This is a genomic window from Methanobrevibacter sp. (genome assembly GCF_045636185.1).
In the GTDB taxonomy this organism is placed as follows: domain Archaea; phylum Methanobacteriota; class Methanobacteria; order Methanobacteriales; family Methanobacteriaceae; genus Methanocatella.
Genome location: NZ_JAZTXC010000021.1, coordinates 1 through 18,068 on the forward strand (window position 1 = coordinate 1; position 18,068 = coordinate 18,068).

General features: G+C 32.0%; 17 protein-coding genes. 4 read left to right on the forward strand and 13 right to left on the reverse strand.

Features of this window, described 5'->3' with window-relative positions; translation table 11 throughout:
• Positions 1–240 precede the first annotated feature (240 nt).
• The 9 genes from ACKI3Q_RS01590 to ACKI3Q_RS01630 all read right to left on the reverse strand — a co-directional run bounded on the left by ACKI3Q_RS01590 (position 241) and on the right by ACKI3Q_RS01630 (position 12,409).
• Entirely contained in the window at positions 241–438 is a 198-nt protein-coding gene (locus ACKI3Q_RS01590) for a histone family protein (RefSeq protein ID WP_058738942.1), read from the reverse strand.
• A 229-nt stretch (positions 439–667) separates the two neighbouring features.
• On the reverse strand, positions 668–1,864 hold the full coding sequence (gene thrC, locus ACKI3Q_RS01595; protein WP_407413635.1) for a threonine synthase: 1,197 nt from the start codon (positions 1,862–1,864) through the stop codon (positions 668–670).
• An 89-nt stretch (positions 1,865–1,953) separates the two neighbouring features.
• Positions 1,954–2,580 (reverse strand): stage II sporulation protein M, encoded by a 627-nt coding sequence (locus ACKI3Q_RS01600; protein WP_407413637.1) that lies wholly within the window; start codon positions 2,578–2,580, stop codon positions 1,954–1,956.
• The gene (locus tag ACKI3Q_RS01605; protein ID WP_407413639.1) at positions 2,546–3,634 is read right to left on the reverse strand and encodes a tryptophan--tRNA ligase; all 1,089 of its coding nucleotides are present in this window, start codon (positions 3,632–3,634) and stop codon (positions 2,546–2,548) included. The genes ACKI3Q_RS01600 and ACKI3Q_RS01605 overlap by 35 nt, the downstream gene beginning before the upstream one ends.
• Positions 3,635–3,741: 107 nt before the next feature.
• Positions 3,742–4,257: a tRNA-intron lyase gene (gene endA, locus ACKI3Q_RS01610; RefSeq protein WP_407413641.1), complete on the reverse strand. Its 516-nt coding sequence runs from the start codon at positions 4,255–4,257 to the stop codon at positions 3,742–3,744.
• A gap of 114 nt (positions 4,258–4,371) precedes the next feature.
• Positions 4,372–5,076, reverse strand: coding sequence for a metal-dependent transcriptional regulator (locus ACKI3Q_RS01615; RefSeq protein ID WP_407413643.1), 705 nt, complete (start codon positions 5,074–5,076; stop codon positions 4,372–4,374).
• Positions 5,077–5,239: 163 nt separating this feature from the next.
• The gene (locus ACKI3Q_RS01620) at positions 5,240–9,736 is read right to left on the reverse strand and encodes a transglutaminase domain-containing protein (RefSeq protein WP_407413645.1); all 4,497 of its coding nucleotides are present in this window, start codon (positions 9,734–9,736) and stop codon (positions 5,240–5,242) included.
• A 393-nt stretch (positions 9,737–10,129) separates the two neighbouring features.
• Positions 10,130–11,782 (reverse strand): thermosome subunit alpha, encoded by a 1,653-nt coding sequence (gene thsA / locus ACKI3Q_RS01625; RefSeq protein WP_407413647.1) that lies wholly within the window; start codon positions 11,780–11,782, stop codon positions 10,130–10,132.
• 210 nt (positions 11,783–11,992) lie between these two features.
• Positions 11,993–12,409, reverse strand: coding sequence for a hypothetical protein (locus ACKI3Q_RS01630; RefSeq protein ID WP_407413649.1), 417 nt, complete (start codon positions 12,407–12,409; stop codon positions 11,993–11,995).
• 278 nt (positions 12,410–12,687) lie between these two features.
• On the opposite strand from ACKI3Q_RS01630, the gene ACKI3Q_RS01635 reads away from it, so the two are divergent.
• The 4 genes from ACKI3Q_RS01635 (at position 12,688) to ACKI3Q_RS01650 (ending at position 15,055) form a co-directional block, all read left to right on the forward strand.
• On the forward strand, positions 12,688–13,716 hold the full coding sequence (locus ACKI3Q_RS01635) for a hypothetical protein (RefSeq protein WP_407413651.1): 1,029 nt from the start codon (positions 12,688–12,690) through the stop codon (positions 13,714–13,716).
• A gap of 61 nt (positions 13,717–13,777) precedes the next feature.
• Positions 13,778–13,912: a hypothetical protein gene (locus tag ACKI3Q_RS01640; RefSeq protein WP_296890490.1), complete on the forward strand. Its 135-nt coding sequence runs from the start codon at positions 13,778–13,780 to the stop codon at positions 13,910–13,912.
• Positions 13,913–13,953: 41 nt separating this feature from the next.
• The gene (locus ACKI3Q_RS01645; protein ID WP_407413653.1) at positions 13,954–14,406 is read left to right on the forward strand and encodes a hypothetical protein; all 453 of its coding nucleotides are present in this window, start codon (positions 13,954–13,956) and stop codon (positions 14,404–14,406) included.
• 1 nt (position 14,407) lies between these two features.
• A complete protein-coding gene (locus ACKI3Q_RS01650; RefSeq protein WP_407413655.1) occupies positions 14,408–15,055 on the forward strand; it encodes a DUF116 domain-containing protein in 648 nt (215 codons plus the stop codon).
• Here ACKI3Q_RS01650 and ACKI3Q_RS01655 read toward each other — a convergent pair.
• The 4 genes from ACKI3Q_RS01655 to ACKI3Q_RS01670 are packed head-to-tail and all read right to left on the reverse strand — an operon-like array spanning position 15,046 to position 18,058.
• Positions 15,046–15,249 carry a hypothetical protein gene (locus ACKI3Q_RS01655; protein WP_407413657.1) on the reverse strand — a complete coding sequence of 68 codons (204 nt, stop codon included), beginning with the start codon at positions 15,247–15,249 and terminating at the stop codon, positions 15,046–15,048. The genes ACKI3Q_RS01650 and ACKI3Q_RS01655 overlap by 10 nt on opposite strands.
• A gap of 3 nt (positions 15,250–15,252) precedes the next feature.
• Complete coding sequence (hmgA, locus tag ACKI3Q_RS01660) at positions 15,253–16,455, reverse strand: hydroxymethylglutaryl-CoA reductase (NADPH) (protein WP_407413659.1); 1,203 nt, start codon at positions 16,453–16,455, stop codon at positions 15,253–15,255.
• Position 16,456: 1 nt separating this feature from the next.
• Positions 16,457–17,317 carry a succinate--CoA ligase subunit alpha gene (gene sucD / locus ACKI3Q_RS01665; RefSeq protein WP_407413661.1) on the reverse strand — a complete coding sequence of 287 codons (861 nt, stop codon included), beginning with the start codon at positions 17,315–17,317 and terminating at the stop codon, positions 16,457–16,459.
• Positions 17,318–17,332: 15 nt separating this feature from the next.
• Positions 17,333–18,058, reverse strand: coding sequence for a hypothetical protein (locus tag ACKI3Q_RS01670; protein WP_407413663.1), 726 nt, complete (start codon positions 18,056–18,058; stop codon positions 17,333–17,335).
• Between the last annotated feature and the right edge of the window lie 10 nt (positions 18,059–18,068).

The following is an 18,068-nucleotide window of genomic DNA, read 5'->3' on the forward strand; positions in this document are numbered from 1 at the left end:
AAATTTACAAAAGCAGAACAATATTTACAAAAGAAATTTCTTAAAAAAAGAGAATACCATATGAAACATGTGTATACTATCAACAAAGAATAATGCAGAATTACTTTAAAAAAAATATACTTACTAATAAAAACATAAAAAAATCAATAAAATTACAAAAATAATACAAAAAAAGAAGTTTTTAGAGAAAAAAGATAGTAATTAAAAAATTACTATCCACTCTTACTAAACAGAACACATCTATTTAATTGCTAATTTGATATCTTCTGCTTTTACAGTTTTTCTGCCAGCGTGGCGTGCGAATCCGACAGCTTTTGCTGCGATTTCGTTACCGTAATCTTCGATTGCTTCTGCTAATGCTTCTTTAGCGTCGTCGCTTACTCTAGCTGCACCAGCGTTTTTTAAGATTCTTCCGACAGGAGCAATTGGTAATTCCATATTTTCACCTCATTTTTTTATAGTAATAGTTTAAACTTTCCCATATATAAATCTATTGGTCAAAATTGGTCAAATTTTGATATATATCACCAACTACACTACACTTTTTAATCATTCATAAGGCAATAATTGAAATATTGTATATTTTTATATTAGTTAGTTATAGAAAAAATTAGAAAAAAAATTTAAAAGAATTTGAAAAATAAGAAGAAATAAAAAAAAGAAAAATTTATTTATCCATTAAAATTTTTCTTAAAGTATCAATGTCTGCATCAACCTCTTTTGGCTTGGTACAAGCATCAATAGCAGTATTTGGATCTTTAAGTAAATGTCCGGTTACAACACAGGTAATGGTTTCACCTTTATCAATTACACCTTGATCAACCAATTTTTTAAGACCAGCAATTGAAGCTGCAGAAGCCGGTTCAACACCAATACCTTCGGTTCTTGCAAGTAACTTTTGAGCATCCAAAATCTCTTCATCAGTTACGGTTTCAGAGTAACCATTTGAATCATAAATTGCATTCAACGCTTTAATGTCACTTACAGGTGCACCAATACGAATTGCAGTTGCAATGGTTTCAGGATTTTCAACAGGTACAACTCTTCTGTCACCTTTTTTAAACGCATTGGTAACAGGACATGCGCCTTCAGCCTGAATACCTGTCATCATAGGCAAATCTTTAACAAAACCTGCATTATAAAACTCTGAAACACCTTTCCAAATAGCTGAGATGTTTCCTGCATTACCAACAGGCAAGATTATTCTGTCAGGAGATTGCCATCCGAGATCTCTTAAAATTTCATAACCGATAGTTTTCTGACCCTCCAATCTGTAAGGGTTAATTGAATTCAATAAGTAAAGATGTTTTTCTAAAGCAAGAGCAGTCATGGCTTCAAGTGCTTCATCAAAATTACCATTGATAGACATTACTTCTGCACCATGGAACATTGCCTGAGCCAGTTTACCTAAAGCAACTTTTCCAGAAGGTAAAAATACAATGCAACGTAATCCTGCACGAGCAGCATAAGCTGCAAGGGAAGCGGAGGTGTTACCAGTTGAAGCACAGCCAACAGTGCTTACTCCCAATTCCATAGCTTTGGTCATACCAACTGTCATACCACGGTCTTTAAAACTTCCAGTAGGGTTGGAACCTTCAACCTTAACATATAAGTTAACACCAAGTTCTTCACCTAATTTATCACATTTGCAGAATGGTGTTCCTCCTTCGTTTAAAGAAACAATTTTACTTTCGTCTACTGGTATACACTCTTTAAATTTCCATAAAGTATCTTTTCTACCATCAAATATATCTTTAGAAACATCAATGTCACTGACAAGCTCAAGTACACTTCCACATTTTTCACAGGTGTAAATCACTTCGTCATCATCATATTCTGCTCCGCATGAAACACAACGTATCATAAATATCACTAAAAAAATTAAATTAAAAATAAATCTTATATTATCTATTTAAATCATAATATAAAAAATTATCCTTGAAAATTAAAAAATTAAACACCTAGTAAAAAATAAGCTATTGGAATTGTTAAATAGGCTTCTACAAATCCTGCAATAACCATTAACACTACAGACACTAAAAAAATAATTATTGCATGCTTTAATTTATAAAGATTTTTATTAAATGACTTCTTTAAAGTCAAATCTTCTTTTAAATAACTTTTATACAAAAACCTAAAAAGAAAATTGAACAGTACCAACCCTGATGAACAGGCCAGTATGCATGATGTCAATTCAAATATTCCGTGAGGTATCAGCATGGCCAGGACCTTATACATATTATCACTAATTGCCACATAATAACCTACGAAAAATCCATTATAAGCCAAAATAAGGACAGATACACATAAAAACAGTCCATATATAAACATCTGAATTATAATCCAGACATTATTCAAGAATATGTCTGTAAAAGTTAGCTGTATTACTCCAGTCTGTACTTTTTGCGTTAAATCATCCACAACAGGATTTAAATAGCTATAAAGATAAGGAGCCAATAGATATCCTAAAATTAAAGAGAAAAATAGAATAAAAAATGAAATTAAAATAGCTGATTTATTCTCCAAAAAAGCTACTTTGACTTCATTATATAATTGTTTTAGCAATTTCTGATGCCTCAACCTGCTTGTCTTTTAAATCCTCAAAGTATTTTTGCATCAATTCTGCAGTTTTTGCTTTACAATCACCGCAACGCAAGTTGCCGCTTAAGCATTCCTCACGAATTTTTTCAAGCTCGCCATCATCATCAATCAAATGGTAAAGCAACATTTCATAAATTACACATTTATCCACTTCACCACCCAATTCTTCCTGCTCTTTAAGTGATTCCCTTCCGCCGGTTTTTGCCGTTTTTACTTTTTTGGCTGCAACTTCAGGGGTTTCATTAAGATAAATTGCAGTATTAGGCTTTGAACTGCTCATCTTGTCTCCAGTCAAACCCGTTAAAAATCTGTGGTAAGTGGATGCTGGCTGAATAAAGCCCATCTCTTCATTTAATCTGTGGGCAATATCCCTTGTTAATCTGATATGGGGATCCTGGTCAACTCCAACAGGCACTACAACCTTTTTTGGACCTCCAAATTCTTCTATCTGCGGGAGCAGAATATCTGCCACCTGCATTAAAGGAGCCTGCATATGAGCCATATTGGTTGATTCATTGAATCCATAAATAGCTTTGAGCTGATTGAAATTTGTTTTTCTTGATGCCTTGAATTCCAAATCAAACAATGATTTATTCTGGGACTGGAGGTATACGTTAACATTATCTTTCTCCAAGTCAAGACCCAATGCAATCCAATTTGTTAAGTATTCCTCAACAGCTATCTTTTTTCCTTTTTCAAAGCTCATATCCCTTGCGGCATATGATTCCAAATCCGCTATTGGCAGTGATAACATCGCACCTTTCTGCTGATACCAAATCAATTGGTCAACCACCATCTTATGACCAATGTGCATTTGTCCACTTGGCATCATCCCTGTTACAACTGCAAAATCTTCCTTTTTATTTATCAAATTATTAATTTCATTGAATTCCCTATGTCCAAAAACAACCCCTCTTTTCATGAGCCTTTGAGGGTCTTTAATGTCTGCCAAAATATCTGAAATCTTTTCAATACCAAACTGATTGATTAACTTTTCATAATCTACACTTGTTGATGTCCATGGATCAATCATATTTTTCACCTTACTTCATATAACTACATTAAATTAAATTTTTAAGCAATAATTATTATAGTAAGTTTAATTACATACCAAAATATAATAGCTTTCTCGAATTAAAACTATGGTCTAGTCCATTCCACATTATAGTATGTTATGTCAAAATCATCGTCAACTATAGCCAACAACAATTTTTTATTAACACCATGAGAAACCCTGACATAACTTGAAAAATCAAGGACATTGATATCAAAATTCTCATAAACTATCTTGACCAAATAATCGGAATGGCCTTTACCAGGAGACCTGCCCCTATCATATAAACGGAATTCGGAACCATACTTGAATCCCGTTTTAATTACATATCCCCTGTCCTTTAAATCACGGTAAACAATATATTTTCCATACAAATCCTTTTCTTTTAAAAGGTCTAAGAAAAATGACAGACTGCACTGAACATCATCTTCATAAATATCCAAACGATCTTTTTCCAGCAAATAACAAGCTTCAATCAAAGAAAGATACAGTGTGTCCTCTTCTATTTTACCAAAAAAACTTTTCTCATGTAAGGCAATAGGTCTTTTACTACCTTCTTCTATTTTAATTGATACTATTTCATTAGATAAATTACCGCGCATTAAAACACCATTAAAAGAAAAAAATTATATGTAATGCTTATATTATAATTTTGATGCTATATAAAATATTGGTTTTTGAAAAAAAAATTTAATAATAAAAAAAGATTAGAGTGTTTAAACTCTAATAAAGATATTATTTGCCATTTCAGGTGGAAGAGAAAATTCTTCATTTTCAATATTAACTAAGTATTCATCTCCATCAGTATTATAATAATGAATATTATTTCCAATAACTATTCCAGTTTCTAAAATAGAATCCAATAGTTCATCATTTCCGCGAATAAAGGAGATTGTTCCTGATGTATCAGGATTTAATTCAGATATTGAAAGCAAATTAAATTGCCTGTTAATTATATTGTCAAAGTCTTTAACTGAAAAACATTGCTGGCAACTATCAAAATCAAAGTTACATGCAGGAATTATATTTTCATCAGGACATAAGTCCGGATGTTGCAGCATATTGCATAAAGCCCTTTCAGCTTCATCAGATAATGTATGTTCCATTTCACATGCTTGTTCGTGGACATTTTCTTCTTTGACTTTTAGAACTTCCAATAGGAATTTCTCTAAAATTCTATGTTTTCTTGTAATTTTTTGAGCAATTTGCATTCCTTCATCGGTTAAAGAAGCACCCCTATAAGGAGTATAGTTAATATAACCTAAATCTTCTAATTTTTTAAGCATTTGAGTTACACTACCAGGCGCAATGCTCAATTCATTAGAAAGAGTTGTGGTTGATACTTGTTCTTTATTACTTCCATTTCTATAAAGAACTTCCAAATATTCTTCAATATTTTCACTAATCTTATCATCAGCCATGAAAAATCCACCTAACAATATAAATAATAATATATTTATTTTTAGAGTATAAAAAAGTTTTGGTTAACCTAAAAATTAGAAGGCTAATTTTAAAAAAAAATAGAAAAAATAAGTTAATAAAATTAATTATTAACTATTTTAATCAATATTTTGTGGTTTATGTCTAATAAGGCAAGATATCATATGTTCCTCTATCAGTGTATGAGGAAGTATCCCAATTGACAATTACACCAAATGAGTTTCTGTTACTAGTTGGATCTGCATTAACCCAAACACCATCAATTAAGAATTGGGTCCATACATGTCCGTACCATGAACCGCTTGAGAAATGACAGTATCCAGTATCGAATCTAACAGTCAAACCGACTGACCTTCCCATAGCAACAAGCAATTGAGCTTGGTCACAACAGTTTCCTGATCCTGCAATTAAAGTACCTTCAGCACCTTTTTGAGTATCATAGTAGAACTCGTATGCAATTTCATCTCTTACATAGTTAAATAAAGCGGTAGCTTTACCCCTATCTGTAGTTTGCCCTACAATCAATGATTTGGATAACTCAGCAATGGATTTTGAAGAGCCACCTTGATATATAACATGAGCAGAAGTTGGCAAACCAAAGTTTTCACTATAATAGTCCAATATACGTGCAGATAAATCAACTAATTCAACATATGCTATTCTACCTAATGATGATGAAGCATAAGCCGGAACAACACCATTGTTTTCAATGAATTTGTAAACTCTGCTTGCAACATCAAGATATTCCTCTTTGGTTAAATATCCATCCATAAAGTCTCCTGAATTAGACGGATCATCCATATCAATCAAAGTAATCGGAGTAAAATCGCCTGCATTAATCTGTACAATAGCCTTATCCATCAAGTATAGGAATTGTGGCATTGTGTACTTGCCTTCCTCTACAACAACATATTCAGGGAAATTCTCATTATCTTTATAATATTGTGCTATATATGATGCTCCAGTAATAATACTTCCAATAGAGACGACATCACCACCTCCACCAGGGATTAAAGGAACAGACTCGGAAAGTCTAGTTAACACCAAATCAGATCCAATGATTTTTTCATGTCCTGTAACACCACAGTAATCACAATCACAGTCTGCACAAGTCAATTCACCTTCATATGTGTGTTTTGGATTAACAAGTAAAACACCATAGTGTCCACAGTATGGACAGTAGTTCAACCAAGTAGTTGTATAATTCTGATATGAATACTCCTCAATAGAATAACTTGGCATCATATTAACAGTTAAGTTTGGTTTTTCCAAGAAAACACCAATGTATACTTCTGCAGGCAAGCGTGCATTAATACCGTAATAAGTTAAAACTCTGGAAAACATATAAACTAATTCTTTATAGCTTATTTCGCCCTCCTGTGTAGGGATGGAATTCGGAGCCTGATTATTAACTAAACAATAATTACTGACTGTAGTAGCAAGGTAAACATACATGCTTGTATCGAAATTCTTATAAAGTTCATCACCTGTTGAATTATTAGGTTCAGTTACTCGGATTGCAGAAATATTATCTTTAGGAATATCACCATGTGCCATTAATGTTGCCTGACTCATTAAGTATAAGATTTGAGGTACAGAATATTGTGAAGTTCCTACAGGAACCTTACCCGGTAATACATAGTTGCTTTCAATATAATTTTTTATATATAAAGCAGCAGTTATAACATCATTTACACTAACCGGATCTCCATAAGCAGGACTATCCAAATCATTGAAGTTCAAGAATTGTGATAAACCAAATCTGAATAAGATAACACCATCTGCACCATTATCAACAACAGTCTGTGCGTCATCGAAAAGTTCTGTGTATGTCAATTTTGTAGGATTGTCATCGGATAAATATGACTGTAAACCAGACCAGATTTCAGCACCGTTAGAGTTTTCGATAAACCATTTTGTTGTTGAAACAAGCCATTTTGTTCCTGCATTATAATTTCCTTTATATTGCATTGGTATAATTACATCCAAATATTTGGAAATTGTTGGAATATCCTGACCATAATAATAAATGTTATCAGTGGTCTCAGGCATAACAGCTGCAGACATTATAATATTTGGGTTTACAGCACGACATGCTTCACAAGCTTGTCTTACAAATTCATTAATTGCTGCAGTTCCGCCAGAAGTTTGATAAGCATTTCCAGGATATCTTAAATAATCAAAGTGAACACCAACTACACCAGGTAAGCCTGCATAATATTTGGCCTCATCAATAATAGTATTGAAGTAAGCTTGATTAATTGATCCACCAGATACTGGATTGACCCATGAACCGCCACTGTAGAATACTTGCATCCAAATGTGTGTATTTATTCCATGAGCTTTTGCGTTTTCAATCCATGATACTACAGCGGACTCACCATACAATTGGAATGCATAGAAGTTTAAGAAAATGTCAGATGTTCCTAAAGTTTCGAATGTTGACAAATCAATATTATACATATCTGCTCCAAATGACCAGTAACCATATCCACGGGAACCGTAAGTGGTTACAATAATCTGAGTCACACCTCCGGAACCAGTATAGTCATCATCACCTATAAAGTCATATGCAACAAAATATGTGCCAGGAACTAAATCTACAGTAAGTTCAGCCATACCATATTCACTAGTAACAACAGGACTGTATTCTTTTGAACCGATTGTGAAGTAAATATTCTTGTTAGCAATCGGATTATTATTCTCATCATATAATGATACAAGCAAAGGAATATTAGTCATGTCTACAAATGTAGTTGAAGAATCCCATTCAATTGAAGTTGGAATTTTTTTCTTAACTGTAACATATGCTTGACCGCTTGAAGGATTTATCCTATCTTCACCATTATAATAATATTTTACAAGATATTTTCCTGTATTAAGATTGATTGTTAAAGAAGCAAAACCAAATTCATTAGTATATCTAGTATAATTTACACCATTGATATTGAATATTACTTCTCTATCTGCTAATGGAATACCATCTACAGTTAACTCAACAGGGAATTTTTCACCAATACCATACTCAACAATAGTATCTTCACCAGTTAATGTAGATGTACTGCTATTAATTACAAGAAGTTGTGTAGAATCCCAAGTATCTTGATAACCCGGACTATTAAATTCATATTTTACATCATAAATTCCAGGATTTAAATTAATAGTTATTCTTGCAGTATTGTTTTCATCAATAGTTCTTGTATAGGTTACGCCATTAATTGTAAAGTAAAGTGGCATGTTAGCAAGAGTATCATTAGTTTCAGCATGTACAGTAACATCAAAAGTCTCTTTCTTATTATAATATAAAGTAGTATTACCTATATCAAAGTAGACTGGAATACCTTCAATTATATTAAGAGTACTAGTTGCACTTGATGATCTATATACTGCATCACCTTCATAGACATACTCAACAGTATATGTACCAGGTATCAAGTCCTCTTCAATAGTAGCTATACCATTATCATCAGTTGTAACTGGAGTTGCAGTACTACCTGCATAAATAACAATCTCCTTATTAGGAATACCATAACCTAACTCATTAACAAGTTCAGCAGTAATAGTTTGAATGTCACCAGAAGTATAGTTATAGTCATTAGTTATAATACGGGTAGCTGATGAACCTAATACAGTAATAGTATTAGCAAATGTATAATTATCATTACTATTATATGAAGTTATTATATATTCACCTGGATTTAGGTTAATGTTTAATTTAGCAATACCATCATTATTAGTAGTACGTGTATAAAATACACCATGAATATTAAAAGTAATATCAGTATTAGCTAATGGATTACCTTGACCATCCAAAAAGGTAGCATAATACTGATGGTCATCCTTATATACCTTAACCAAATCTTCACCATATATAGTAGGCAATACAGTAATGTTATTAGAAGATAAGTAACCATCATTAGGATGTATTGCAGTTAATATGTAGGAAGTAGGTAATAAGTTAATATTTAATCTAGCAATACCATTATCATTAGTTTTACGAGTATAGAATACTCCATTAATATTAAAATTAACATCAGTATTAGCTAATGGATTACCTTGACCATCCAAAAAGGTAGCATAATACTGAGTATCATTTCTGTAATATTTAGTTATATCGTGACCTTGAATAGTAGGTAAAACAGTACATGAAGCAGTAGTTGAATCTTCTGAATAAGTACCATTACCTTTATAAATTACACCAATTCCATAATCTCCAGGAATTAAATTGATTGCAAGTGAAGCTTGTCCATTTACATCAGTAGATCTAACATAATCAACACCAGAGACTGCGAATATTAAACTTTGATTAGCTAACTTATTTCCATTTTCATCACTTAAGGTAGCTACAAGTTTTGTTCCATTTTTATAATATAAAGTTATATCAGGTGCATCGATTTTTACACCTATTGTATCATCATCATTTACACCAATAGTGTTTTCATCCAAGTTTGTATCAACGTTGTTAATTGATAAATTATTTGAAGAATCTGACCCCACATTTAAATTTTCAACAGCCAAAAGATCACCAGATGCATCTTGGCCAACATAGGTGTCATTTACACTTATTTCACTTGCGGAGATAACACCAACCGACACAAATGCGATTAATATAATCAACGCTAAAAATATTCGTTTTTTCAAAATACTTTACCTCCATCATAACGTATTTAACAACTATGGAAAAATACTATTTTCCATTATACTAATACTATTAAGAATATCTTATATAAAGTTATTTGTTTAGTTAATTGGCTCATAATTAAGCAATTTCAAAAAAAAATATTTAAAATAGGTGAAAATAATAAAATAATGGAAAATAATCGTAAATAGAACATTAAAAAGTTAAAAAGATATGATTTAATTAACTAGGATAACAAAATATATTGATAGTAAAATCATAAATAAAACAGTTCTTATATCAAATTTGATATTTAAATTACTATTAATATTAAAATTAAGTATTATATAACAATATTTAATTAAAATCAATAATTTAATACTAAAAAAAGAAAAAATAAAAGATGTAAATCAATTTTACATCATTGGAGGCATACCGCCCATTCCGCCCATTCCACCAGGCATTGGAGGCATACCACTATCATCATTTCCAGACTCATCAGGACCAGTGGAAGTTAATGCATTTCTTGCTGCAATCATATCATCAATACGGAGTATCATTTCAGCAGCTTCACCAGCAGATTGGAGAGCTTGAACTTTAACTCTTAAAGGTTCAATAACACCAGCTTCCCTCATATCTACAACTTCACCAGTGAATACATTAATTCCAATAGCATTTGAGTCTTCGTGAGCAGCTTTTAAATCAGCAATTAAGTTAATGGTGTCCAAACCTGCATTTTCAATTAAGGTTCTTGGAATAACTTCTAAAGCTTCAGCATATTTTAAAATAGCTAATTGTTCTCTTCCACTTACAGATTCACCATAATCTCTTAATGCTTTTACTAAATCTATTTCACAAGCTCCTCCACCAATGAGAACTTTACCTTCTTCGATAGTAGCTGCTACTACACCTAAAGCATCATCTAAAGCTCTAGCGATTTGTTCAGTAACATAACGGGTACTTCCTCTTAAAACAATTGAGGATGCTTTTGGATTTTCACATTCTTCAATGAATGTTAATTTATGGTCGAATACTTTTTCAAGGTAAACTTTTCCAGCACTACCTAATTTATCAGCAGATAAATCTTCAATATCAGTGACTAATTTAGCACCGGTAGCTTTTTGAATTCTTTCCATATCTGATTTTTTAACTCTTTTAAATGCCATGATGCCTGCTTTTTTAAGGTAATGTTCAGCTAAATCATCGATACCTTTTTGACAGAACAATACATTAGCACCGGAATCGATAACTTGATTAACTAACTCTTTAATCATTTCTTCTTCATTATCTAAAAATGCAGCAAATTGATCAGGAGAGGTTATGTCGATTTTGGTATCGGTATTGATATCTTTTAATTCAATAGGATATTTCATGATTGCAATTTTTGCATTTTCAACAGTTTCAGGCATGTTTTTAGAAACAGGAGTTTTATCAATTACAATACCTTCAGCCAAGAAGGAATCTTCTACAGAATCTCCAGAAACTCTTTGAATATTAATGTTATCTATATCGGATACTCCATCTTCTTCAATTCTTAAAGCAGCTTCAACAACTAATTGAGCTAAATGATCTTTTGCATAATCTGATCCTTTACCACTCATTGCAGTTGAAGCAACACTTATAAGGGTTTCTTTATCATCAGCATCGATAGCTATATCATTTAATATTTCAACAGCCTTAGCAGTTGCATTTCTAAATCCTTTAACAACAACAGAAGTTGCGATACCATCTTCTAATAATTCTTCAGCTTTAGCTAATAATTCACCAGCAACAACGACAACAGAAGTAGTTCCATCTCCAACAATTTCTTCTTGTTTTTTAGCAGTTTCTACAAGCATACGTGCAGCCGGTTGTGCAATATCCATTTCTCTCATGATAGTTGCACCATCATTTGTAATGGTAATGTCACCCATACCATTAACAAGCATTTTGTCCATTCCTTTAGGACCAAGAGTAGTTCTTACAATACCTGCTAACACTTTAGCAGCAGTAATGTTCATTCTTAAAGCATCTCTTTTAGAATATCTTTCAGTTCCTTCAGGAAGAATAAATATTGGTTGATTTGCCATATATTTTCACCTTTAAAATTAATTTATAATAATTGTATTAAACATTATACATTAATAATATTGATTTGTGGTTATATAAAAAGATTACCTTATCAAAGAAAATTCAGAATAAAATTGATAAATTTTTAAAAAATAAATTAAAAAAGAAATAAGTGCTTAATTAAAAGCACCATAAATATGGGGAAATTTAAAAATTAATGTCTAATAGATTTAAAATGGGAAATCTGATTCAATAATCGGTAAACCTAAAGGACCTTCAACATCAACACCAACAATAGGCATGCTGATAGGGCCGTTCAACGGAATACCAACATTGCTTACAGGTAAACTGAAAGGACCATTTAATGGATTATCAATTCTGCCATTGTCATCTGTAGGAACATCTGCTGCAGCAACAAACGGAAAACCGAAAGAATTTCCTAAAGCATCAGTACCCATAGGTACACTGAAAGGACCTGTTAAGGGGATGTTAACAGTTGCTAAAGGAAAATTTAAAGAATCATGGAAACTATCAGCGCCCATAATAGGGATTTCTCCATTAAATCCGTCCACATCAGAAGATGCGGAAACAACATTTACACCAATTAATGCAATAGAAATTATTAATAAAGTCACAATTTTTTTCATAATAACAATTCCAAAAAGATTATTGCAAAGTTAAATGTAACAAATATTGTTTATTTTTAATTACATAGACTTAATTAAGTTTATATATTAAAAAAATATTATATAAAGTTTTTTGAAAGTAAGTAATTGCTTGCATCCCAATAAATTTAAAAATAAAACATTAAATGAATATATCGAAAATAAAAAACTATTAAAGTCCAATTTGAAATTTCAAAATGAATATTAAAAATTTGAAAACTCTTAAAATTTTAAAAGAGAAAGTACATATAATATATTATATGTATCAAAAAGTCATTGAAGATATAAAAAGAAACCTTGGTGAAAACAAGGATTTAAACCGCAAATATTTAATATCTCAAATAGAAATTTATAAAACCCATGAATATTCAACAGAAATAATTAAAGAGATTTCCAGAATGATTTGGGAATGTTTAACTCCTGAAGAACAAGAAGAATTCGCAAGAATTGTTGAAGAGGAAAATCCCATTAAGGAAGTATTGATTGAAGCCGAGTTTTATATCCAAAACAATGACTACAAAAAGGCATTGGAAAAACTGGACTCCTTTTTGAAAACACACCCCAAATTATATGAAAACGATAAGATTAATGAATACCACAGTTTTTCAAATCCTCTAGAAGAATTGATATTTAATGAATATGTGGGATGTAAAAAGGAGCTAAGATACATTCCTGATAATCAACCATTAGAAGATCTATATTATGCCTATGGATTCCTTTTAAGAGATGCTTCAAGATTAGAAGAATCAGAAATAGCTTTAAAGGAAGCGCTTAAATTAAATCCAGTTTCAACAAAAATAATTCTAGAATTATGTGATATCTATAAAATGAGAACCCCTACATTTAACAAATTTTATTTTTATACCATGGATGCACTCAAATACGCCTATTCCGGATATGAACTTGCTAAATGCTATAGAAATTTAGGATTCTATTATTATGAAGAGAACAACATCGAATTGGCAATAGCATGTTATAAATATAGCTTAAAATATGAAAAGGATTACTTTACACAAGAGCGAATCAAACAGCTTGAAAGCAATAATGACATTATATTAAATGAAAAAAATTGTGAAGAGTTACTGAAAAGTAAACACATTAAATTAGAGCCGGATTCTTTTATAATTGAAAATTTAGAAAGATTAGCTGTTGAATATGAAAATGATGATTTATTAAATCAGTCATTGTTCTTCTATAGACTTTTATATTCCATTAAAAAAGAAGAAAAAATTTTTGATAAAATAAAGCAACTAGATTTTAAAACCAGAAGGAACAAAAGAAAAATTTAATTATATAATTATATTATAATATTATATAGGTGATTTTAAAATGTGTTCTAGTGGTGGGCCAATGGCCGATATTGATTTAAACAAATTGAAAACAAAAAGATATAGATGTTTAGACTGTGGAAATGAATTTAAAGGACTTGGTAAGAAAGTTGTTTGTCCATCTTGCCAAAGTGACAACGTAGAAGCTAAAGAATAAATAATTATTTATTCTTCTTTTTTTATTTTTTTGGGATTGAAATGAAAATTGATTTTGGTTATGATGAGATATTATTCCTAGAGGGAGAAAGCGGTACTGTTGGCATTGTAAAAATAGCCCATGACAATAAAATGCTTTTTATAGCAACACAAGATAATGAAGAAATAGTCCAATTTCTTGAAAAAGATGATATCATAGCAGTATCCAATTTCAAAAAAGATAAAAGAGCTATTAGAGCACAGGCATATTTAACCCGTGAAGAAGACTCACCAATCGTAATCTTAAATAAGAATCACCCCTCAACTAAAAGATTAGCTCAAGTATTGTCCGTAGGCGAAAAAGTAAACTTAAACTGTAACATTACACCAGGAACACACCCTGAACAGGACGTATTATGTTCATGCGATTCCTTATCTGGCTTATCTATTGCCAAAACAGCAACTGGCGTGAAACTAAATAGAAACCATAACGAATATACTATTGAAAGGTTTTAACATGAATGACTTTACATGGATATATACATTTTTAGGACAATTATTAGTTTTAATAGCTATCATAGTTGTCATATTATTTATTATAGCCCTGGTTTTTGGAAGAATGTTTATTAAAAAAGACATTGTAATATTTCCAAAAGCCATATTATTCATAATTGATACTCTTTACTCACCATTCAAATCAATAGCCAAACTTTTAAAACTTGATGATCATTTAATTGACAACATGAGTATTGAAATAAGAAATGACCTTAACAAGAAAAAGTTTAAAGACATTCCTGCCAACAAAACATTAATCTTTTTGCCTCACTGCTTAAGGCATAGAGACTGTCCTGCAACACTTCAAAAAGAGGGTATTAATTGTACCTGCTGCGGATTATGTTCCATTGGTGTTATCAAAAAGAAAGCTCAACCAAAAGGATATAAAATATATATTGTACCTGGATCAAGCTTCGTTAAAAAAATAGTAATGGAAAATAAGTTCAAGGGAGTTATTGGAGTGGCATGTCATGAAGACTTAAATCAAGTGATGATGTTGCTTTCTGACTTTTCTCCACAGGGAGTTTTACTTACAAAAACTGGATGTTACGAAACAAAAGTAAATATTAGTGAAGTATTGGAATTAATTGACTCAAAAAATCAATCATAATACTTCATAAATTCTAAAGATTCTTCAGTTTGATTAAATTCATCAATGAAAGCTTTTAAATCTTTGATAAATTCCTTTTTTCTTTCGTTTAAATCCTCAATTTCAGAATAATCTTTTCTTACTGCAATATTCATTATAATATCATCAGTTTCCAAATTGATTTCAGGTAAAAGTAAATCATCAAGTTCTTCCATAATCTAACCCCTTCCAAGTTCTTGATGTGCTCTTGCTAAATGTCCTGCCGCCAAAGCACCAACTAAAGATAATTCTCCTGCAAGAACTGTACTAGCAACAATTTCAGCAAATTCACGAGCCTTGCCTGAACCTGCAACACCTAAAATATTTAATCCTTCATTTGCAACTTCCAGACTTGTTCCTCCACCCACAGTTGCAACAGGTAAATCCGGTAAGTTAACAGAGAAGTATAAATCCCCATCACGTGCTTCAGCAGTTGTAATACCAAGAGATCCTTCAACAACATGAGCAGCATCCTGACCGGTAGCCAAAAATATTGCCGCAACCATATTTGCATAATGAGCATTATAAGCTAGACCTCCACTGACTGCAGAACCGATTAAGTTTTTAGCGACATTAACTTCTTCCATTGCCTCAGCAGTAGTCTTTAATTTTTTATTAACAATATCCTTAGGAATTAAAATATCTGCAACAACACTCTTTCCTCTGCCTTCAACAATGTTAATTGCTGCCGGTTTTTTATCAACGCATGCATTGCCGCTTAAAGCAATATGGCGAGCAGAAGTTTCACTAGCCAATTTATCTAAAATCTTTTCTGTTGCAATTGTAACCATGTTCATACCCATACTGTCTCCAGTTGAAAAAACAAAACGGGGATAAACATAGGAACCTGCAATTAATATCGGATCAATTTTCAGAAGCTTACCATGTGAAGTTGTACTTTCGGCAATTTCTTTTAATTCATCGAAATTATCAATAAACCATTGTTTAATTTCCATGGATTGTGTAGCATTTTCAGTTTTAATAACTGGTGCACGTGTCATAATATCTGATAATACATGAGCATTAACACCACCTGATGCAGTTATAGTGGAAGCTCCCCTGTTGATTGAAGCCACAAGTGCTCCTTCAGAGGTTGCAAGAGGAACAAATACTTCACGATTGCAGTTATCCCCATTAATTTTTAAAGGACCTGCAATTCCCATAGGCAGTTGTAAAACTCCAATAGAATTTTCAATGTTTCTGGCTGAAGCCCTTTCCATGTCTAAACTATAATTAGAGATATTATCCAAATTAATAGAATATTTCTTTTCTAGAAACTCACGCCTAATATCTGTAGCTTCTTTAGCTGAAACCTCTTTATCAACCTGATAAAGCTTCATTTCACCTTTTAATAATTTATCAATAATTTCTGAGCGATTCATTTTAAATTTCCTTTTTAATTAATTCTACAATTTCAGAAGGCATTTTAGCTACTTCAACACCAGCATTATTTAAAGCTTCAGTCTTACTGGCTACGGTACCTGTATTACCCTGGATAATAGCACCTGCATGACCCATTCTTTTTCCAGGAGGTGCAGTTCTTCCTGCAATGTATGACACAACAGGTTTTGTCATTTCATTTTTAATGAATTCAGCAGCATTCTCTTCAGCATTACCTCCGATTTCACCAATTAAAACAACAGCATCCGTACCGTCATCTTCTTCAAATTTTTTCAAAACTTCAATATAATTGGTACCTATGACTGGGTCTCCACCAATTCCAACACATGTACTTTGACCAATTCCGGCACGGGTAAGTTCACTAGCTATTTCATAAGTTAAAGTACCACTTCTTGAAATTACACCAACATTTCCTTCTTTAAAGATGTGGGTAGGCATAATTCCTAATTTTCCAACACCCGGAGAAATAACTCCTGGAGTATTAGGTCCGATAACTACAGTATCCATTTTATTTGCATAAGCCATAATGTCCATAGAATCATGGATAGGAATGTGTTCAGATATGATTATAACCATATCTAAATGTTTAATTGATTCAAACGCAGCATCTTTTGCAAATTTTGCTGGAACAAAAATTATTGAAGAGTTAACATCAGTTTCTTCAGTAGCTTCTTCAACAGAATTGAAAATTGGTACACCTAAAAAGTCTTGGCCTCCTTTTCCAGGAGTTACACCAGCTTCAATACATGTATCATACTTTAACATTTGTTCCGTATGAAAAGAACCTTGTTTTCCAGTGATTCCTTGAACTAAACACTTTGTATCCTTATCTAAAAAAATCATACTATAACACCTTAATTAACGTAAAATTCTTGTTTTATTTTGAAATGGAACTGCCAGATCAATAACATTGCCGTTCATAAATGCAGTGGCGGAAAAGATTACGCTACCCGGCAATACATTGCAAGTTGTTCCCCTTTCAACCAAATAAGTATTCTTATTTCCAAGTGCTGCTCCAATCATAGCACCTGCAATTACACCAACAGACTCTATATTCTCAACTGTAGCCACTACAACAGGATCATCTGTTTCAGAAGATACATATCCTACACCAGGGATTTTTCTAGATTTGGCTTCAATCAAATCAGACACATCAGTCAAATCGTCCATTCCCTTAGCTGCCTTAATAGCTGAGTTTGCAACATCAGCTACAAAAGGCTCTCCACCATAAGTATCAAAACCTAAAACAATTGCATCAGAGTAATATCCTGGACGAATTTTAGCTTCCGCATAGGATATTCCTTCACCAGCATCGGACTCACTATCTGAAATTCCGGACAAATCCCCTAGACTTTCGGCACAGTATTTTAAAAGATTAACAATGCCTCCATTAATATCTTCAAGCAAATCATCTTCAACAAAAGCACTGACAACAACATCATCACCAGTGACATTAGTTAAAGCAGCATGGCTTGCTCCTAATTCAATAATACTATAGAGATTTTGTTCTATATTTTCAGTTAATGCAGTACTACAGGACACATCATTTTTAGAAATGTCAGCCCCTATAGCTGTAATTTTCAAAATAACACCT

Excerpts from the sequence above, each read along its gene's own strand:
- ACKI3Q_RS01640 (WP_296890490.1), top strand. The coding sequence starts at position 13,778 with ATGGCCGATATTGATTTAAACAAATTGAAAACAAAAAGATATAGATGT.
- thsA (WP_407413647.1), bottom strand. The coding sequence starts at position 11,782 with ATGGCAAATCAACCAATATTTATTCTTCCTGAAGGAACTGAAAGATAT.
- ACKI3Q_RS01635 (WP_407413651.1), top strand. The coding sequence starts at position 12,688 with ATGTATCAAAAAGTCATTGAAGATATAAAAAGAAACCTTGGTGAAAAC.
- endA (WP_407413641.1), bottom strand. The coding sequence starts at position 4,257 with ATGCGCGGTAATTTATCTAATGAAATAGTATCAATTAAAATAGAAGAA.
- hmgA (WP_407413659.1), bottom strand. The coding sequence starts at position 16,455 with ATGAATCGCTCAGAAATTATTGATAAATTATTAAAAGGTGAAATGAAG.
- ACKI3Q_RS01615 (WP_407413643.1), bottom strand. The coding sequence starts at position 5,076 with ATGGCTGATGATAAGATTAGTGAAAATATTGAAGAATATTTGGAAGTT.
- thrC (WP_407413635.1), bottom strand. The coding sequence starts at position 1,864 with ATGATACGTTGTGTTTCATGCGGAGCAGAATATGATGATGACGAAGTG.
- ACKI3Q_RS01590 (WP_058738942.1), bottom strand. The coding sequence starts at position 438 with ATGGAATTACCAATTGCTCCTGTCGGAAGAATCTTAAAAAACGCTGGT.
- ACKI3Q_RS01645 (WP_407413653.1), top strand. The coding sequence starts at position 13,954 with ATGAAAATTGATTTTGGTTATGATGAGATATTATTCCTAGAGGGAGAA.
- ACKI3Q_RS01605 (WP_407413639.1), bottom strand. The coding sequence starts at position 3,634 with ATGATTGATCCATGGACATCAACAAGTGTAGATTATGAAAAGTTAATC.
- ACKI3Q_RS01655 (WP_407413657.1), bottom strand. The coding sequence starts at position 15,249 with ATGGAAGAACTTGATGATTTACTTTTACCTGAAATCAATTTGGAAACT.
- sucD (WP_407413661.1), bottom strand. The coding sequence starts at position 17,317 with ATGATTTTTTTAGATAAGGATACAAAGTGTTTAGTTCAAGGAATCACT.
- ACKI3Q_RS01650 (WP_407413655.1), top strand. The coding sequence starts at position 14,408 with ATGAATGACTTTACATGGATATATACATTTTTAGGACAATTATTAGTT.
- ACKI3Q_RS01630 (WP_407413649.1), bottom strand. The coding sequence starts at position 12,409 with ATGAAAAAAATTGTGACTTTATTAATAATTTCTATTGCATTAATTGGT.